Origin of the sequence: Arenimonas oryziterrae DSM 21050 = YC6267 (genome assembly GCF_000420545.1) — a bacterium.
GTDB lineage: Bacteria > Pseudomonadota > Gammaproteobacteria > Xanthomonadales > Xanthomonadaceae > Arenimonas > Arenimonas oryziterrae.
Map to the genome: position 1 here is coordinate 381,886 of NZ_ATVD01000002.1, position 18,321 is coordinate 400,206.

The 18,321-nt window shown below is 66.4% G+C and carries 21 protein-coding genes; 12 read left to right on the forward strand and 9 right to left on the reverse strand.

Annotated features, from left to right (window positions below; all coding sequences use genetic code 11):
* Position 1 precedes the first annotated feature (1 nt).
* The 4 genes from G467_RS15710 to prmB all read right to left on the reverse strand — a co-directional run bounded on the left by G467_RS15710 (position 2) and on the right by prmB (position 5,791).
* The gene (locus tag G467_RS15710) at positions 2-2,413 is read right to left on the reverse strand and encodes a motility hub landmark protein FimV (protein ID WP_022968925.1); all 2,412 of its coding nucleotides are present in this window, start codon (positions 2,411-2,413) and stop codon (positions 2-4) included.
* A gap of 81 nt (positions 2,414-2,494) precedes the next feature.
* Positions 2,495-3,514: an aspartate-semialdehyde dehydrogenase gene (locus tag G467_RS0106510; protein WP_022968926.1), complete on the reverse strand. Its 1,020-nt coding sequence runs from the start codon at positions 3,512-3,514 to the stop codon at positions 2,495-2,497.
* Between the two features lie 183 nt (positions 3,515-3,697).
* Entirely contained in the window at positions 3,698-4,798 is a 1,101-nt protein-coding gene (gene aroC, locus G467_RS0106515) for a chorismate synthase (RefSeq protein WP_022968927.1), read from the reverse strand.
* A 75-nt stretch (positions 4,799-4,873) separates the two neighbouring features.
* A complete protein-coding gene (gene prmB / locus G467_RS0106520; protein ID WP_022968928.1) occupies positions 4,874-5,791 on the reverse strand; it encodes a 50S ribosomal protein L3 N(5)-glutamine methyltransferase in 918 nt (305 codons plus the stop codon).
* A gap of 61 nt (positions 5,792-5,852) precedes the next feature.
* Between prmB and G467_RS0106525 the strand changes: the two genes are divergently transcribed.
* The 4 genes from G467_RS0106525 (at position 5,853) to G467_RS0106540 (ending at position 9,394) form a co-directional block, all read left to right on the forward strand.
* The gene (locus G467_RS0106525) at positions 5,853-6,518 is read left to right on the forward strand and encodes an SCO family protein (RefSeq protein WP_022968929.1); all 666 of its coding nucleotides are present in this window, start codon (positions 5,853-5,855) and stop codon (positions 6,516-6,518) included.
* The gene (asd, locus tag G467_RS0106530) at positions 6,515-7,357 is read left to right on the forward strand and encodes an archaetidylserine decarboxylase (protein ID WP_022968930.1); all 843 of its coding nucleotides are present in this window, start codon (positions 6,515-6,517) and stop codon (positions 7,355-7,357) included. Before G467_RS0106525 ends, asd begins: the two co-directional genes overlap by 4 nt.
* Complete coding sequence (locus G467_RS0106535; protein ID WP_081644589.1) at positions 7,358-8,131, forward strand: arginyltransferase; 774 nt, start codon at positions 7,358-7,360, stop codon at positions 8,129-8,131.
* Positions 8,132-8,212: 81 nt separating this feature from the next.
* A complete protein-coding gene (locus G467_RS0106540) occupies positions 8,213-9,394 on the forward strand; it encodes an endonuclease/exonuclease/phosphatase family protein (protein ID WP_022968932.1) in 1,182 nt (393 codons plus the stop codon).
* A gap of 24 nt (positions 9,395-9,418) precedes the next feature.
* On the opposite strand, the gene G467_RS0106545 is transcribed toward G467_RS0106540, so the two are convergent.
* Complete coding sequence (locus G467_RS0106545) at positions 9,419-9,688, reverse strand: hypothetical protein (RefSeq protein WP_022968933.1); 270 nt, start codon at positions 9,686-9,688, stop codon at positions 9,419-9,421.
* A 13-nt stretch (positions 9,689-9,701) separates the two neighbouring features.
* Positions 9,702-10,901: a formate-dependent phosphoribosylglycinamide formyltransferase gene (purT, locus tag G467_RS0106550; protein WP_022968934.1), complete on the reverse strand. Its 1,200-nt coding sequence runs from the start codon at positions 10,899-10,901 to the stop codon at positions 9,702-9,704.
* A 101-nt stretch (positions 10,902-11,002) separates the two neighbouring features.
* Between purT and G467_RS0106555 the strand changes: the two genes are divergently transcribed.
* From G467_RS0106555 to G467_RS17785, 8 genes are all read left to right on the forward strand, one after another.
* Positions 11,003-11,902 (forward strand): hypothetical protein, encoded by a 900-nt coding sequence (locus G467_RS0106555; protein ID WP_155844842.1) that lies wholly within the window; start codon positions 11,003-11,005, stop codon positions 11,900-11,902.
* 111 nt (positions 11,903-12,013) lie between these two features.
* On the forward strand, positions 12,014-12,877 hold the full coding sequence (locus G467_RS0106560; protein WP_022968936.1) for an SPFH domain-containing protein: 864 nt from the start codon (positions 12,014-12,016) through the stop codon (positions 12,875-12,877).
* A 6-nt stretch (positions 12,878-12,883) separates the two neighbouring features.
* Positions 12,884-13,069, forward strand: a complete 186-nt coding sequence (locus G467_RS0106565) for a type II toxin-antitoxin system antitoxin (RefSeq protein WP_022968937.1) — start codon at positions 12,884-12,886, stop codon at positions 13,067-13,069.
* Positions 13,066-13,257, forward strand: coding sequence for a DUF4177 domain-containing protein (locus G467_RS15720; RefSeq protein ID WP_022968938.1), 192 nt, complete (start codon positions 13,066-13,068; stop codon positions 13,255-13,257). Before G467_RS0106565 ends, G467_RS15720 begins: the two co-directional genes overlap by 4 nt.
* 8 nt (positions 13,258-13,265) lie before the next feature.
* Positions 13,266-14,063, forward strand: a complete 798-nt coding sequence (locus tag G467_RS0106575) for a CPBP family intramembrane glutamic endopeptidase (RefSeq protein ID WP_022968939.1) — start codon at positions 13,266-13,268, stop codon at positions 14,061-14,063.
* On the forward strand, positions 14,060-14,590 hold the full coding sequence (locus G467_RS15725) for a PH domain-containing protein (protein WP_022968940.1): 531 nt from the start codon (positions 14,060-14,062) through the stop codon (positions 14,588-14,590). Before G467_RS0106575 ends, G467_RS15725 begins: the two co-directional genes overlap by 4 nt.
* Before the next feature lie 31 nt (positions 14,591-14,621).
* Entirely contained in the window at positions 14,622-15,404 is a 783-nt protein-coding gene (locus tag G467_RS0106585; RefSeq protein WP_022968941.1) for a M15 family metallopeptidase, read from the forward strand.
* 40 nt (positions 15,405-15,444) lie between these two features.
* A complete protein-coding gene (locus G467_RS17785) occupies positions 15,445-16,035 on the forward strand; it encodes a hypothetical protein (RefSeq protein WP_155844843.1) in 591 nt (196 codons plus the stop codon).
* Positions 16,036-16,252: 217 nt separating this feature from the next.
* Here the strand turns inward: G467_RS17785 and G467_RS0106595 are convergent, their stop codons facing one another.
* The 3 genes from G467_RS0106595 to G467_RS15730 are packed head-to-tail and all read right to left on the reverse strand — an operon-like array spanning position 16,253 to position 18,308.
* On the reverse strand, positions 16,253-16,954 hold the full coding sequence (locus tag G467_RS0106595; RefSeq protein WP_022968943.1) for a DNA-3-methyladenine glycosylase family protein: 702 nt from the start codon (positions 16,952-16,954) through the stop codon (positions 16,253-16,255).
* Positions 16,955-16,956: 2 nt separating this feature from the next.
* Complete coding sequence (locus G467_RS0106600; protein WP_022968944.1) at positions 16,957-17,304, reverse strand: DUF423 domain-containing protein; 348 nt, start codon at positions 17,302-17,304, stop codon at positions 16,957-16,959.
* The gene (locus tag G467_RS15730; protein ID WP_162140743.1) at positions 17,304-18,308 is read right to left on the reverse strand and encodes a DUF4340 domain-containing protein; all 1,005 of its coding nucleotides are present in this window, start codon (positions 18,306-18,308) and stop codon (positions 17,304-17,306) included. Before G467_RS15730 ends, G467_RS0106600 begins: the two co-directional genes overlap by 1 nt.
* Positions 18,309-18,321 lie beyond the last annotated feature (13 nt).

The window sequence follows — 18,321 nt, forward strand, 5'->3', positions numbered from 1 at the left end:
CTCAGCCGATTTCCTTGAGGATGCGCTGCGCCGCGGCCTTGGCAGTCGGGCCGCCCTCGGCCATGACTTCCTCGAGCATGCTGCGCGCGCCTTCGAGATCGCCGATGTCCAGGTACGCCTTCGCCAGCTCGATGCGCGTGGCGCTGGCTTCGTCCTCGGCCATGAGTTCGGCTTCGTTGCGATGCAAGTCGACCGGACTCTGGGCCGCGCGGTCGAGCTCACCCTGGTCGATGATGTTCACCGCCGTGGTCGAGGCGTAATCGTCTGACGCGCCGCCGTCGTTGTCGGAATGGAAGTTCGTGTCCGCGAACGACAGATCCTCAAGTTCGGGTTCGGGCTCGATCATCGGGGCCGGTGCGGGCGTCGGAGCGACGGCTGCGGGAGCCGGCTCGGGAGCACGAGCAGGCGCAGGCGCCGGTGCGGCTGCCGTGGCATTCCAACCGGCCTGACTGAACAGCGGATGCCCCGGCATCAGCGAGGCGCCCATGATCACGGCCTCGCGCCAACGCGGATCCATCGTGCTCGGCACATGCATGCGCATGGCTTGCGCGGCGGCTTCGTAATCGGCCGAGTTGCCGCGCGAGTGGAACAGGCGCAGCAGGCTCAGGTGCGCTTCGAGATCCTGCGGACGCGAACGAACCGCGGCGGTCAGGGAATCGAGCTGCGTGTCCTTCTTGGCGACCGGCGCCGGTTCCGGCTTCGGTGCGGGCGTCGGCGCCGGGGCAGGCGGCGCGGCATCGGCCGGCACAGCCTTGCCCACACGCGTCTGCGCGAGACTGGCGCGCAGCGCGACGTCGTCGGAAATGCGACGCGGCGCTTCGACGACCTCGTCGCTGGAACGCTTGCGACTGCGCAACGCGAACACCAGGCCACCGAGCAGCAGCAGACCGCCGCCACCCAGGACATACGGGTTCATGTAGATCGGCGTCGCTTCCGGCGCCGGTGCCGGATTCGCGGCGGCCGGATCGGGAGCCGCGGCATCGAGCGGTGCGGGGCCGGCGGTGGGCGCGGCCACCGTCGCGGCGGCGGGTTGCGTCGCCGCAGCCGCCTGCTGGTCTTCCAACTGCTTCAGACGATCCTGCAGGGCCTTCAGATCGCTGTTCTGCACATCGATCATGTGCTGGCGATCGGTGTTCATCTTTTCGAGGTCGGCGACCTGCGACTTCAGCTCGGTGATTTCGGCATTGCGCGCGGCCAGGTCCTCGCGGGCCTGGACCAGCTGCGCACGCAATTCGGTACCGCCGGCACCGGCGGACGCGCCCGACTGGGCACCGCGCGCGCTGGAGCGACCGGCGGGCGGCACGATTTCCAGGCGCGAGGCCGAACGACCGGAGGAAGCCGGACGCGAGGCGACACGCGGCGGCGGTGCGGCGGCGGGCTCAGGACTCGTCGTCGCGTCGGGTTGTTCGGCGACGCTGTCGGCCGGCTGCGGCACCGGCTGGCGCGGTGTGCGCCAGGCGCTCGCCTGTTCGCGCACGAGCACGGCCGCCTGTTCGGGCGACAGGCTGGTGGCTTCCTCGCGACTGGGAATACGCAGGACCGAACCGCTCTTGAGGCGATTGATGTTGTCCTGGTCGAAGGCGTCGGGATTGGCGCGCAGCAAGGCGAGCATCATCTGGTTGACCGACACGCTGTCGTCGGGACGCGCGGCGTTGGCGATCGACCACAGGGTCTGGCCGGCATTGATCGGACCCACTTCACCGGCGGCGGCGACCGGCGCCGGCATCGGCGGCGCGGCCACGGGTTCGGGCTGCGGTTCGGGACGGGCCGGCTCAGGCTGCGGCGGCGGCGCGGCTTCCGCGACCGGCTCGGGTGCAGGCGCCGGTTCGAAGACCGGCGGCGGGGCCGGGGTCGGAGCCACGGCGACAGGTTCGGGTTCGCGTACCGGTTGCGGGCGCGCGGGTTCGGGTTCGCGCACCGGCGGCGAGGACGGCATCGGCGGCGGCGGGGGCGCGGTGGCCACCGCCGGGGCGATCGCCGGCGAGCTCATCGGGCGGATCACGGCGGGCGCGATGTACGGCGGGTCGATCAGGGCGGTGTATTCGCGGGTGACCGCGCCCTTGCCCCAGTCGGCCTCGATGAGGAAGCTCAGGAAAGGCTCCTGGAACTTGCCCGGGGTCGAGACCCGGATGACCGGCTGGCCGCGGGAATTCTTGCCGACGCTGAACTGCAGGTTCGCGGTCAGCTGGGCCGGACGCTCCAGCCCGACGCGGGAAAACGCCTCGGGCGAAGCCAGGCGCACGTCCAGTTGTTCGAGTTCGGCGGGGGTGGCCGACAGGATCGGAATTTCGGCGACCAGGGGCTGGTTCAAGCCGGATTTGACCTGCAATTGGCCCAGGCCCATGGCCTGCAGGGAGGGGGCGGCCAGTGCCAGCGACAGGGCCAGCGGCAGCGTTAGGTGTCGGGTTTTCACGTGCAGCTTCTCCCCAGATGACTGACCCGGGCCGCCGGCGGGGGCCGGCGGCGCGGGAAGAATTCCCATGATGAGAACCGTTTACGCGCGATTTTTCAACACAAGCTCAGCAAGTTGTACCGCATTCAGGGCCGCACCCTTGCGGATATTGTCCGAAACCACCCACATGTCGAGGCCCCGGGGATGGGAAACGTCCTCGCGCAGGCGGCCCACGAAAACCGGGTCCTGGCCCGAGGCATGGGTCACCGGGGTCGGATAGCCGCCCGGCACCCGATCGTCCACGACGACCACGCCCGGCGCCTTTTCCAGCAGCGCCCGCGCCTCGGCGACGCTGATCTTGTTGCGGGTTTCGATGTGCACGGCCTCGGAGTGGCCGAAGAACACCGGCACGCGCACGGCGGTCGGATTCACCTGGATGTTCTCGTCGCCGAGAATCTTCCGCGTTTCCCAGACCAGCTTCATCTCTTCCTTGGTGTAGCCGTTGTCCATGAACTCGTCGATGTGCGGAATCAGGTTGAAGGCGATCTGCACGGGGAAGCGCTGCGGGTCGGGCTCCTGGAAGCCCAGGATCGCCGCGGTCTGCTTGCCCAGTTCCTCCATCCCCGAGCGCCCGCCACCCGAGACCGACTGATAGGTCGCGACATTGATGCGCTCGATGCCGACCGCACGATGGATGGGCGCCAGCGCCACAACCATCTGCATGGTCGAGCAATTGGGATTGGCGACGATGCCGCGCGGGATGTTCTTCAATGCGTCGGGATTGACCTCCGACACGACCAGGGGCACGTCGTCGTCGTAGCGGAAGGCCGAACTGTTGTCGATGACGATGGCGCCGGCCGCGGCGAACTTCGGCCCGTATTCTTTCGAGATCGAGCCACCGGCCGAGAACAGCGCGATGTCGACGCCCTTGGGGTCGAAGGTCGCGAGATCGCGTACGACGATTTTCTGGTTGCCGAAATCGATCTTTTCGCCGGCCGAACGGGCACTGGCGAGCGGGATGAGTTCCTTGATCGGGAAGCCACGTTCGTGAAGGATCGAAAGCATCACTTCGCCGACGGCGCCGGTGGCGCCGACGACAGCTACGGTATAGGTCTGGGTCATGGTATGCGGGAGTCTTTTCGGATGTCTTGAGTCAGGTCGCCGCGCGGGACGCGCGGAAGCGATTCGTGGCTGAGTCCCTTCAGTCGGGGCGCCGGCTGCGATGCATCGTCAGCGGTCCTCGGGTGCGCCCCGACCGGCGTTTTCGCGCCAGGCGTTTCATTCCAAGGAGCAGGCGCGCGTCGCTCATGCGACACCGCCGGGAATACGCGGAAACACTTCGCCGACGTCGCCGCACTGCGCGCGATGGCGCAGTGCCTGGTCCATCAGCACGAGCGCCATCATCGCTTCGCAGATCGGCGTCGCGCGCAGGCCCACGCAGGGATCGTGACGCCCGGTGGTGATCACTTCGACCGCCCTGCCCTCGGTGTCCAGGGTTTCGCCCGGCAGACGCAGGCTCGAGGTCGGTTTGAACGCGACCGAACAGGTGATCGCCTGCCCGCTGGAAATGCCGCCCAGGATGCCGCCGGCATGATTGCTGCGAAAACCGTCGGCGGTCATCAGGTCGCGATGCTCGCTGCCCTTTTGCGCGACGCTGGCGAAACCGGCACCGATCTCCACGCCCTTGACCGCGTTGATCGACATCATCGCGGCGGCGAGTTCGCCGTCGAGCTTGCCGTAGATCGGCTCGCCCCAGCCGGGCGGCACGTTGTCGGCAACCACGGTGAGCCGCGCGCCGACCGAATCGCCGGACTTGCGCAGGGCATCGAGGAATTGTTCCAGTTCGGCGACCTGGCCTGCGTCCGGCCAGAAGAACGGATTGTCTTCGACCGCATCCCAGTCAAATGCGCGCGGCCGCAGGTCGGCGATCTGGGCGACATGCCCGCGCACGACGATGCCGTATTTCTCGCCCAGCCACTTCTTGGCGATCACGCCGGCGGCGACGCGCATCGTCGTCTCGCGCGCGGAACTGCGGCCACCGCCGCGCGGATCGCGGATACCGTACTTCTGCCAGTAGGTGTAGTCCGCGTGCCCGGGCCGGAACTGCTCGACGATCTTGTCGTAGTCCTTGCTGCGCGCATCGGTATTGCGGATCAGCAGGCCGATCGGCGTGCCGGTGGTCTTGCCCTGGTAGACGCCGGAGAGAATCTCGACCTCGTCGGCTTCGTGACGCTGCGAGGTGTGGCGGGACTTGCCGGTGGCGCGGCGCTGCAGGTCGTGGGCGAAGTCTTCGGCGGCGATGACGATGCCGGGCGGGCAGCCGTCGACGACGCAACCGATCGCCGGACCGTGGCTTTCGCCAAAGGTGGTGACGGTGAGGATTTTTCCGAAGGAATTGCTCGACACGAAGGTTCCGTTTCCGCCTGAAGTGATTCCATCGTCCCGGCGCAGGCCGGCACTCGTTTTGTTTACATCGGGCGACTAGCGCCGCGCATCCGCCAAGGCCTTGATCTTCGCATGATGAGCAAGGATGTCGGCGCGCTCGATCGCGAAGATGCCCATCTGTCCGACCTTGAACTCGACCCAGGCGAACGGCACTTCCGGCAGCAGCGCGACCAGATGCCGCTCGCTCTCGCCGACTTCGCAGATCAGCAGCCCTTCTTCGGAAAGATGGGCCGGCGCATCGCGCAGGATCTCCAAGGCCAGGTCCAGACCGTCGTCGCCGGCGCGCAGGCCCAGCTCGGGCTCGTGCGCGTATTCCTTCGGCAGCGCGTCGGTTTCGGCATGCGTGACGTACGGCGGATTGGTGACGATGAGGTCGTAGACCTCGCCGACCAGTCCGCGGAAAAGATCGGAATGCACCAGACGCACATTTGCCGTTTCCAGGCGCGCGACATTTTCTTTCGCCAGCGCCAGCGCGTCCTCGGAAATGTCGACCGCGTCGACCTGCCATTCCGGGTTGTAGTGCGCCGTGGCGATCGCGATGCACCCCGAGCCGGTGCACAGGTCCAGGGCGCGCGTGACCGGGCGGCCACCGAGCCAGGGCTCGAAGCCCGCTTCGATGAGTTCGGCGATCGGCGAGCGCGGCACCAGGGCGCGCGGGTCGGACTTGAAGCTCAGACCGGCAAACCAGGCCTCGCCGGTGAGGTAGCAGGCCGGAATGCGCTCGTCGATGCGACGGTCGAACAGACTCAGGATGCGGACTTTTTCTTCCGCGACCAGACGGGCCTGACCATAGACCGGGCTCAGGTCGTGCGGCAGATGCAGCGCATGCAACACCAACTGTGTCGCTTCATCGAGGGCGTTGTCGTAGCTGTGGCCGAAGGTCAGGCCGGCCGCGCTGAAACGGCTGGCGCCGTAGCGGATGAAATCGATGATGGTGACGAGTTCGGCGCTCATGGGGCCCGGAATGAGGACGCAAGACGCTCAGTATAACGGCCCGATGGCTATAATTCGCGCCATGAACGCTGCCAATGCCGCCGGTTTCGCCAACAGATCCATCCTCTTCGTCCTCGCCGCCGCACTCGCGGCAGGACTGGGACTGATGGCCGCCCAACGCGTCTGGACCCGGCCGCAAGCGCCGGCGCCGATGCCTGCCGAAGCACTCAAGACCGTGCGCCTGTTTCCGGCCGCGCGCGCCCTGCCCGACTATCGCCTGACCTTGTCCGACGGCAGCGCACTCACGCCGGCGACATTGCGCGGTCACTGGACCGTGGTGTTTCTCGGCTTCACGCATTGCCCGGATGTGTGCCCGACGACGCTGACCGAGCTCAAGCAGGCACAGGACACCTGGTCAGACCTGCCGGCGGCGATCCGGCCGCGCGTGCTGTTCGTCTCGGTCGATCCCGAGCGCGATACGCCGAAGATCATCGGCGACTACGCCCACTACTTCCACGCCGACACCCTCGCGGCGACCGTCGCCGAACCGGGTCTGCAGCAGTTCGCGCAGGCGCTGGGCCTGGTCTACATGAAAGTGCCCACCGAAGGCAGCGACTACACCATGGATCATTCCGCGACCCTGATCGTGCTCGATCCGCAGGGCCGGCAAGCCGGCCTGATCCGACCCCCGCTGCAGCCGGCCGACATCGCCGCCGACCTGCGCCTGCTGACGGAGCGCGCCCGATGAGTCCCGCCGTGTTTTTGCAGTACGTCCTGCCACACCGTCTGCTGTCGCGCCTGGCGATGTGGGCCGCGCAGGCCGAATCTCCCGGCTTCAAGAACTGGCTGATCGCGCTGGTGATCCGCAAGTTCGATGTGAACATGGCCGAAGCCGCCGATCCCGATCCGCGTAACTACGCCAGCTTCAATGCCTTCTTCACCCGCGCCCTGAAGCCCGGCGTGCGCCAGCCCGATGCCGACCCGGGCGCCTTGCTGATGCCTGCCGACGGCAAGATCAGTCAGATCGGCCGCATCGAATCGGGACGCATTTTCCAGGCCAAGGGACAGAGCTTCACCGCTGGCGAATTGCTTGGCGACGAAGCGGCAGCGGCACCGTTTGCCGACGGCTGGTTCGCCAACATCTACCTGTCGCCGCGCGACTACCACCGCGTGCACATGCCCTGGACCGGCACCCTGACCGAAACCCTGCATGTGCCGGGCCGCCTGTTCACCGTCGCGCCCTGGGGCGTGCGGGAAATCCCGCGTCTGTTCGCGCGCAACGAGCGCCTGGTCTGCCATTTCGACACCGACCACGGCCCGATGGTCATGGTCATGGTCGGCGCCCTGCTGGTGTCGGGCGTGGAGACGGTCTGGAACGGCGTGAACATTCCCAAATACGCCTCGCGACCGCTACGCCGCGACTTCCGCGGCCAGAACATCCGGCTCGAACGATTCGCGGAAATGGCGCGCTTCAACTACGGCTCCACCGTGATCGTGCTGCTGCCGAAGGACGGCGTGGCCCTGGATCATTTCGAAACCGAGACCCCGACGCGCCTGGGCGAGCGGATGGGGTATGTCCTGGGGTGAATGGACTACCATGCCCCATCGCGACCGCCGTCGCGTACCGGGCGTGGCATGGGCACCCAGCACAACATCCGCGTATTCCAGACCGCCGAACATGGCTGCGGCTATTGGCCGGAGCGGCTCGCGCGCGACCTGGTGCTGGATCCGTCCGACCCGTCCTTGCCGGCCCTGTATCCCAATGCCCTGTCCCTGGGATTTCGCCGCTCCGGCGGCCATGTCTATCGACCGCATTGCAATGCCTGCCGCGCCTGCATCGCCGTGCGCGTGCCGGTCCGCGAGTTCCGGCCCAGCCGTAGCCAGCGTCGTTGCCTGCAGCGCAATGCCGATCTGAGCGTGCGCGTGAGCCCGGCGCGGCGCACCGGCGAAATCTTCGACCTGTATCGCCGTTACGTGGACACCCGTCATGCCGGCGGCGGCATGGATGCGCCGATGCCGGTGGATTTCGACGGTTTCCTCGCCTGTGGCTGGAGTCCGACCGAGTTCGTGGAATTCCGTCTGGGCGAAGAACTGCTCGGCGTCGCCGTCACCGACGTGCTGCCGGACGCGCTCTCGGCCGTGTACACCTTCTACGCGCCGGAAGTCGCCGAACGCAGCCTGGGCACGTACGCGATCCTCATGCAGATCGCACGCGCGCAGCGCGAGGATCGCCAGCATCTGTACCTGGGTTTCTGGCTCGACCAGCATCCAAAGATGCACTACAAGCAGGGTTTCCGCCCGCTCGAATACCTCGACGGCCGCGACTGGAAGCCGCTGGCCGCCCCGCCACCCGCACGCTGAACGCGGGGCCGGCTATCGCGCTTGCGAAACTGCCATGCGGCCGTGCAACACTGACCGCATCCGAGTCGCACGGCCACCTGCATGTCCCGATTCCGCGTTTTCACTGCCCTCGCCGTCCTCGCCCTCGCGCCGGCTTGCGCGCACCGGGCGACGACCATCGCCGACGCGCCGACGATTCGCGTCGCCACCTACAACACCTCGCTCTACGATGCGAAAGACGGCGGCGTGATCGCGCGACTGGAGACACAGGATGCGAAGGCGCGGCAGATCGCTGCGGTCATCCAGCACCAGCGTCCGGACATCCTGCTGCTCAATGAATTCGACTTCGACGCCGACGGGCGCGCCGCGGATATTTTCCGCCGCGACTATCTCGCGGTCGGACAGGCGGGCCAGGCGCCGATCTACTATCACTTCGTCTATCTCGCGCCGGTCAATACCGGCGAACCCTCGGGCATGGATCTCAATCACGACGGCACACCCGGCCGCGGCGGCGACGACGCCTACGGCTTCGGCCTGCACCCGGGGCAATACGGCATGCTGGTGCTGTCGCGATTCCCGATCGATGTGGGCTCGGTGCGCACGTTCCGGAATTTCCTGTGGAAGGACCTGCCGAACGCACGCCAACCGATCGATCCGAAAACCGGCAAGCCCTGGTACACGGCAGAAGAATGGCAGCGCCTGCGTCTGAGCTCGAAATCGCACTGGGACGTACCGATCGACACGCCGCTGGGCCGCCTGCATTTCCTGGTCGATCATCCGACGCCGCCGGTGTTCGACGGCCCGGAAGACCGCAACGGCGCGCGCAATCACGATGAAATCCGTCTGTGGTCCGAATACCTCAGCCCCGGCGCGAAACCCTGGCTCTGCGACGACCGCGGACAGTGCGGCGGCCTGCCCGAAGGCGAACGCTTCGTCATCGCCGGCGATCACAATGCCGATCCGGCCGACGGCGACGGCGTGCGCGGCGCGATCCAGCAATTGCTCGAACACCCACGTGTGCTGCGCTACACCACGCCGGCAAGCGAAGGGGCAGTGATCGCAGCGAACACCGTCGGCGGCGGCAATCTGAGCCAGCACGGCGCACCGCAGCACGACACCGGCGATTTCGGTCCGAAAATCGGCAACCTGCGTCTGGACTATGTGCTGCCGTCGGTGGGATTCACCGTCGAGCGCAGCGGCGTGTTCTGGCCCAAACCGGGCGAGACCGGCGCCGACTGGATCGAGGCGACCGATCACCACATGGTCTGGGTCGATATCCGCTGAGTCGCGGGCGACGCGGCGAGCGGATCAGGCGAAGCCGAAGCCGCCTTCGCCGTCGGTGATCGACACGATGAGACGGATCATCGCCGTCGGCACCATGAGTTCGAGTTCCACGTCCTTGCCGGCGCTGTTCTTGCTCGTGAGTTTCATCTCGCAGAACGCGCCGCCGGTGTCGACGCCCGTGCACTGGATATGCGTGCCGGCCGGTCCGTCCGACAGATAGGGTTTGATCGCCTCGCCCAGCGCTTCGAGCGCGCCGGAATGCAGGAATACCGCGTACGTTTCGTGTTCGCCCATGGCCGGATATCCTTCAGCGCAAGCTGACCTGGAGTGCCGCGGCGGCGCGCCGCGCCTTGGCGCGAGCCTGCTCGATATCCTCACCCAGCGCCAGTGTCACCGCCACGCGACGCTGCCCCTCGACGCGCGGCTTGCCGAACAGGCGCAGCGCGGTGTCGGGCTCAGCCAGCGCCGCGCCGACATCGTCGAACACCGGCACGCCGTGGCCATGCGCGAGCACGGCACAGGACGCCGCGGGGCCGTGCCGGCGGATCGCCGGAATCGGCAAGCCCAGAATGGCGCGCGCATGCAGCGCGAACTGCGAAAGATCCTGGCCGATCAGCGTCACCAGGCCGGTGTCGTGCGGACGCGGAGACACTTCCGAAAACCAGACGTCGTCGCCCTTCACGAACAGCTCGACACCGAAGACGCCCTGGCCGCCGAGATCGCCGGTGACCTTGCGCGCGATGTCGCGCGCGCGCTCGATCGCGCGCTCGGACATCGGCTGCGGCATCCAGCTTTCGCGGTAGTCGCCGTCGATCTGCAGGTGACCGATCGGATCGCAGAAATCGGTACCGCCGGCGTGGCGCACGGTCAGCAAGGTGATTTCGTAGTCGAAATCGATGAAGCCTTCGACGATCGCACGCCCCTGACCGGCGCGACCGCCCTTCTGCGCGTAGTCCCAGGCGGCGTCGATCTGCGCGGCATCGCGCACCGTGCTCTGGCCTTTGCCCGAGGAACTCATGACCGGCTTGACCACGCAGGGAATGCCGATCGCGGCGACCGCGGCGCGATATTCCTCGAGCGTATCGACGAATCGATACGGCGACGTCGGCAAGCCCAGGGTTTCCGCGGCGAGGCGGCGGATGCCTTCGCGATCCATGGTCAGGCGCGCGGCGCGCGCGGTCGGAATCACGCGCTGGCCGGCGTCGCGTTCGAGTTCGACCAGGGTCTGCGTGTGGATCGCCTCGATCTCGGGTACGACCAACTGCGGCTTTTCGTGTGCGATCAGGTCGCGCAACGCGGCCGGGTCGAGCATGTTCAGCGTGTGGCAACGGTGCGCGACCTGCATCGCCGGCGCATCGTCGTAACGGTCGGCGGCGATCACTTCGACGCCGAAGCGTTGCAGCTCGATCGCCACCTCCTTGCCCAGTTCGCCCGAACCCAGCAGCAGAACACGCGTCGCCGCGGCGGAAAGCGGCGTACCCAGTCGCACGGCGGAAGCGTCGGTCATGGCATCGAACTGGGAAGTGGAAAGCGCCGGATTGTAGCGGCTGGCGGTTCAAAGCGCCGCGCTTTTCTGGCATTCTCGGGCCTTCGCTTCCCGTGATGCCGATGCGCGCGACGACTGCCCTACTACTGCTGAGTTTGCTGGCTCCGGCCGCTTACGGCGTGAGCTGGAGCCAGGCCGAATACGCCGGAACGCTCACCGATCCCGATCTGGACGAAGTCAGCGGCCTGGCCGCGTCCCGGGCGCATCCGGGCCTGTACTGGGCCGTCAATGACAGCGGCAATCCCGCGCGCCTGGTCCTGCTCAAACCCGACGGCACGCGTGTCGCCAGCTACAGCACCGTCGGCGCCGAAAACACCGACTGGGAAGACATTGACTCCTTCGAGCTCGACGGCAAGCGTTACCTGCTGGTCGCCGACACCGGCGATAACGGCGGCATCCGCACCGACCTGAGCCTGCTGGTGTTCGAAGAGCCCCGGACGATCAAGGACGGCGGCGAGATGCCGCTGGCCTGGAAGATCGAATTCCGCTGGCCGGACGGCGCGCGCGACTGCGAAGCCAGCGCGGTCGACCCGGTCAACGGCGACGTGCTGCTGATCTCGAAAAAACGCGTGCCGCCGGAGCTCTTCCGCCTGCCGCTGCGACCGTCGACCGGCGTGCAGGTCGCGGAGAAAATCGCGACCCTGCCCGGCATCGCGCAACCATCCGAACAGGAACTGGAGAAAAACCCGGTCTACGGGCGCTACCGATCGCAGATCAGCGGTGCCGACCTGAGCCCGAACGGTCGCGTTCTGGCGGTGATGAATTACCACTCGATTTATTTCTACATCCGCGCTCCCGGCCAGAGCTGGCCTGCCGCGACGCAACGCCCGCCGAGCCAGTTGCGCTTTCCCTGGCTGCCACAGGCCGAGGCGATCGCCTTTTCCACCGACGGCAGCACCCTGCTGATCGGCAGCGAACAACGCCCAACGCCGCTGCTGCGTTTCCGGGTCGTCTCCAAGTAATTGATTTCGTTGGATGTGCGAGCTTCCGCCGGCCGCGGAGGGGTGACTTTCGGCCTCTTGAATTTGTGATATCACATTGATATCGTTCTCCCGCACCTCAGGAGAATACCCATGAAAGAATCCGATATCAGCTCGTTCCCCGGCATCCCGTTCCTGCTTGTCCATCTGGCCGCCTTTCTCGGCGTCGCCTGGCTGGGCATCTCCGGCGTCGCCGACCAGAACGTCGTCCCGGTGGTCGTCGCGCTGATCGCGGGCCTGTGCCTGGTCGTGATGCTGGGTGGCTACTACATGGTCGAGCCCAACCAGGCCGCCGTGCTGAGCCTGTTCGGCAAGTACATCGGCACCAGCAAGGACCAGGGCCTGCGCTGGAACAACCCGTTCTACAACGCGAAGAAGATCTCGCTGCGCACGCGCAATTTCGAAAGCAGCAAGCTCAAGGTCAACGACCTAGAAGGCAGCCCGATTGAAATCGCGTCGGTGGTGGTCTGGCAGGTCGTGGATTCGGCCGAGGCGGTCTACAACGTCGACGACTACGAAAGCTTTGTGCACATCCAGTCGGAAGCGGCGTTGCGCGCGATGGCGATCAACTATCCGTACGACCAGCACGAGGAAGGCAAAATCTCCCTGCGCAGTCACGCCGCGGAAATCTCCAAGCACCTGACCGAGGAAATCCAGGATCGCCTGGCCCAGGCCGGCGTCCGCGTCATGGAAGCGCGCATCAGCCACCTCGCCTACGCGCCGGAAATCGCCCAGGCGATGCTGCAGCGCCAGCAAGCCAGCGCGATCATCGCCGCCCGTACGCGCATCGTCGAAGGCGCGGTGAGCATGGTCGAGATGGCGCTGAGCGAACTGTCCAAGCGCAACGTGGTCGACCTCGACCCCGAGCGCCGCGCGGCGATGGTAAGCAATCTGCTGGTCGTGCTCTGCGGCGAACGCGGCACGCAGCCGATCGTCAACACCGGCTCGATTTACTGATCCGGCGTGGCTGAGAAAAAAGCCTATCCGCTGCGCATCAATGCCCAGGTGCTGGACGCCGTCCAGCGCTGGGCCGACGACGAACTGCGTTCGCTGAACGCGCAGATCGAATACGTGCTGCGCGAAGCCTTGCGCAAGAGCGGGCGTCTCAAGACGCCCGGTACCGACGACAACGAGGACACATTGAAATGAGCGCCCACAGCCGCTGGCAATATCTGGTCCTGGACCTGCGCATGAAGCTGTTCGACAGCCAGGCTACGCAGCTACAGCGCGTGCAGGACGAACTCAACCGTCTCGGCCTGCAGGGCTGGGAGCTGGTATCACTGATTCCGATGCCCGGTGCGTTCGTGCAGCGCGCGACGTTCAAACGGGCGGGTTGAGTCCGGACATGGACACCGTCGTTCGCGAGCCTGTCTCGGTTGCCTTGCGCGAGGATTTGAAACTCGCGGGCGTGTTCGCGGTGGCGGCCGCGCTCGCGACGATGGCGGTACTGCCTTACGCCCTTGCGCTGATGCCGGAGGTCCGCGCGAAACTGCCGGTGTCAATGCCGGTACTGATGCTGCTGCAAGGATTGCAGGGCGGTCTGTTGCTCGGTCTGATGGCGATCGCCGGTCTGTGCATGGGTCACCGCGTCGGACTCGATGCGCCTTGGCTGCGCGCGCTGGTGATGCGGCGCGAACTTCCGCAGGTCGCCTGGATAACGGCCGTCATGGCGGGCATCGCTAGCGCGCTTGCGATCCTGGGCTTGCTCGCCGTGATCGATCCCTGGTTGCCGACGGCGCTCGCCGCTCATGGCGCGCCGCCCGCGCCGGGTGCTGGACTCGGTCTCCTGGCTTCGTTCTATGGAGCGATCGGCGAGGAACTGCAATTGCGGCTGTTCCTGATGACGTTCCTCGTGTGGATCGTCGCCAAATGGCGTGCCGCTGCGCCGAGTGCGCTGGCCTACTGGATCGCGATCGTTGTTGCCGCCCTGCTCTTCGGCGCCGGCCATCTACCGGCGGCCAGTCACGTCTGGCCGCTGACCGGACTGGTGATCGCACGCGTGATCCTCGCCAATGCGCTCGCCGGGGTCGTGTTCGGCTGGCTGTACTGGCGCAAAGGCCTGGAAGCCGCGATGCTGGCGCACTTTTCCGCCGATATCGTGCTGCATGTCGCCGCCCCGTTGTGGCTCGGAGCCCTCGCATGAGCGCGCAGGATTTCGAGATGGTGCCGCCCAGAAAATTCGCGAGCCTCTTCCCGGTGTTCATCGGTCTCGTGTTGCCGATGATGGTGTTCGTGCCGATGCTGTTGGCGACGCAAGGCAAGCCGGAAATATGGACGATCGCCCCCTTCCTGCTGGTTTTCCCCGTGGTCTCCGGCGTGCTGGCCTGGTCGATGCATCGCCGGACACTGCAGCTCGAGGAAGGCAAGTTGCTCGTGCGCCGCTTCCCCTGGCCGCGACGCATCGCGACCGCCGAGATGGACCTCGAACAGGCCGCGATTCTCAATCTCGACGAACATCGCGAGCTGCAGCCTGTCTTCAAGATCGCCGGCACCCGCCTGCCCGGCTATCACTCGGGCCTGTTCCGCCTGCGCGACCGCCGCCGCGCCACCGTGCTGCTGACCGACTGGCAGCGCGTGCTGGTGCTGCCGCTGCGCAACGGCCGCGTGCTCCTGCTCAGTCCGCAGCGCCCGGATGCCCTGCTCGCCGCCCTGCGCCGCACGAACGGGTGACATCGGCGGACGCGGAAGCTAGTCTGCGGCCATGCATCCCGACGACTGGCGACTGATCAACGGCGACTTCCTGGAAGCGATTCCCGCGACGCTCGCACGTGCGCGCGGCAACGCGACGGCGCGTGCGCTGGCGCAGAACCCGTGGCTGATCCGGCGCAAGAGCGACGGCCGCTATCTCGCAGTGCGCCGCGGCGACGTGCTGCGGGAGCTGCAACGCGGCGCACTGACGCCCGAATTGCGCGACGACGTCGCACAGTTGCCAGGCATCGACCTCGCCGGCGAAGCACCGCGCCCGCTGACAGGCCTGCTCGATCGCCTCCATGCCCTCGGACTCGACGAAGAGGCCTACGGCGAACGCACGGGCCTGCCTCTGGTCGCCGAGCCCGGCACGCTCGCGCATGCCGGTCGCGACCGCTACCGGCGACCGCTGTGGTTGCGACACGCGGTGGCGCAGGCCTGGCGAGCGATGCGCGTCGCCGCCTTGCGCGACGGCGTGGTGCTGGAGGCGATCTCGGGCTACCGCAGCCACGACTACCAACTGGGCATTTTCCGTCGCAAGCTTGCGCGCGGACAAACGGTCGACGACATCCTGGCCGTCAATGCGGCGCCCGGCTTTTCCGAACACCACAGCGGCTGCGCACTCGACATCGGCACCCCCGGCGAACCGCCCGCCGAAGAATCCTTCGAACGCACACCCGCCTTCGCTTGGCTGCAAACGCACGCCGCCGACTTCGGCTTCGCGATGAGCTATCCCCGCGGCAACCCGCACGGCATCGTGTACGAACCCTGGCACTGGTTTCACGCGCTGTCTTAATGCACTTGCCGCACATCGGAGACCGTCGCGAAGGGAGCCCTTGCGCCCGCCATTCAAGTCGCCGCACGTTACCGGCTTGGTTGAATGGCGGACGCAAGGGCTCCAGACAATCCGCAGCAAATCAGCAAAGGATCAACGCAAGCGAGCCGAGTGGGATGATAGGCTCGTATCCATGTATCCCTTTTCTCCAAAATCTGCAAAAGAATTGCTGCCGGGACAGTTCTGGGCGATTCCGCTGGCGGATGGATCTTTCGCCTGTGGTCGAGTCTTGCAGCTCAACGCATCGGAAATTCCGGTAAAGACGCGCGCCTTTTTTGGCGGACTTCACCAATGGCGCGGAACATCACCGCCCACATCCCTTGATATCGCCGAGAGCCCACTGACGGATTTTGGCGTCATGCATATCAAGTCCATCGTGGACGTCGGCGGCAGAGTCCTCGGAGAAGCTTCTTTAAGCAGCGTGCTTCCACTGAATCTTTCCGCAAAAGGCGGCCACGGGACAATGCTCCTAAACGGAGCGGACGCCATTCGTATTGCTCTGCCCTCCGAATGGGGGCAGCACCCCGTGCTGAGCTTCTGGAGTAGTGACTTCATCAAGCAATTGGCCGAGCTCAAGCAGCCCGCCGTTTGACCAGTCGCTCCAGAGGACCGTCAGGAACACGCAGCACTCCTCGTTGATTTTCTGGGGCAGATCGAGCGGCCTTGCCTTCGCAATTCGACCAAGCCGGTAACGTGCGGCGACTCGAATTGTGAAGGCAAGGCCGCCACTCGCGACGGTCATGTCCATGCGGGCTTTCCGAGCAGTGATCAACACTCTCCGGAAAGCGTCCACAACGAACAGAAAGCGATCAACCTTGCGAGCGCTTGACCTTGGCTTTCGGTTTGCCGGCGGGCTTCGCGGCGGCTTTCGCATCGGCAGCGCTGTCGGCGATGCGCCAGAGGTACAGGCCGGCCAGCGTGCGGTACGGGCCCCATTTTTCGCCGCGCAGGGCCAATTCTTTCGGCGTCGGCATTTCTTCCAGACGATCGAGAATTTGCGCGCCCTTGCGCACGCCCAGATCGTCCACCGGCAGGATGTCCGGACGACCAAGCCGGAACATCAGCATCATTTCCACCGTCCAGCGACCGATGCCGCGCACCGCCGTGAGTCGTTCGATGATTTCGTCCTCGTGCAAGGACAACAACTCCCGCGCCGTCGGCACCTCTCCGCGTTCGGCGCGCGCCGCCAAATCGCGCAGCGCCAGCGTCTTGTTGCCGGACACCCCGCAGGCACGCAGCGTCGGATCGTCGACCTTCGCCAGCGCCACGTGCGAGAGCTTGCGCGCGCCGACTGCCGTTTCCACCCGCCCCACGATCGTCGCCGCCGCCTTGCCCGACAGCTGCTGATACAGAATCGAGCGCGCCAGCGAATCCACGGTTTCGAACGGCTTGCTCCAGCCATCCTGCGGCAAGGGCCCGATCCGGTCGATCCAGCGCGCGAACTTGCGATCGCGTTTGCCCAAGTGCGCGGCAGCGACGTCCAGGTCGAAACCACGGGGATGCTTGGCCATGCTCAATCCTTGCCGATCAGATCGGCCGCCACGATAACCCAGGCCAGGATCAGCAGACTGCCGCCGGCCGGCGCGAACGTCGTCGGCGTGCCGAACAATGCCGCCGACGCGAGCGAACCACTGAACAAGCCGATACCCGAGACCCACATCCCTTTCGCCACCGTCGCCAGACGCGAGGTTCGCGGCATCAGCACGATCAAGGCCAAGCCGTGCGCGAACGCGAACAACGCGGCCAGCGCGAGACGTTCTTTCGCCGGCCCCTGCGCGGCATGGCTGGCATAGGCACCGAGCGCGACGGACGCGCCGCAGCACAAGGCGCCGACCGCGGCGAAAACACGCGAGCCGCGCATCAGGGTGCCGGCGCGAGCAACTGCTCGCGCCCCAGCATCAGCACCGACGCCGTGGGCGCCGGCAGCAGAAAGACGTAGCCGGACCAACGCGCCTGCCAGGCCGCCACCCGCTGGCGCAACTGTTCCGCCGTTTCGCCGACCGCACCGGCTTGCGTCGACCAAGCCGCTGCGCGCGTCTCGTCGACATCGGCCCGCAGACGGATCCAGACGCGTCCCTGCCTACGCCAGGCCTGCACCGTCACGTCGACACCATCGATACCGACATACCGCAGTTCGCGATCCAGGGTGCCGCCAGCATCGTCGCGCGCGACGTCGTCGAGCTGCAGCTGATCGAGCAGACTGGCCAAGGCATCGGCCTGATGCACATCGCCCGTCGCGGGAGGTCCGCCTTCGACGACGAAGCGGTCGAAATCATGCACCAGGCGAAAACGCCTGCCGCCCACCGGCGCGATCTCCACCGCGGCGATGCGCGCCAGCGGTCGATCCACGATCAGGTGATCCAGCCAGTCGCGCGGATCGCGCGCGGCTCCCAGCAGGCGATCGGTCTGCCAGCTGCGCGCTTGATCGGAAAAGCGTACATACGTGCCGACGGGCGCAGCGCGGTCACGACCGATGATCAGACGCGGTATCGACAGGCTCGGCCCCGCGAGGTGCAGCTCCACGCCCTGCGCATCGGCCGACGCGATCGGGTCTACGCCCAGACGTGCATACAGCGCCGGATTGTCGGTTTTTTCTTCGACCCGGCGCGCCTGCGTCAACGCGAACAGATAGCGATCGACTTTGCCGGCATCCGCCGGCCAGCCAGCGCGCTCGGCGACGCGCCAGACGGCATCTTTCTTTTCCAGCGTGACCCGCGGAACCGTGCCGGCGCCATAGACCTGCAAACGATCGACAGTTTTTTCCTGTCGCGCGAAATCCGGCAGCAGCCGATCCGAATCCGGGGTGGCAGAACTGCCGCAGGCACTCAGTCCGCCAGCAAGCAACGCCGCAAACAAGCAACCCACCCGTTGCCCCAAG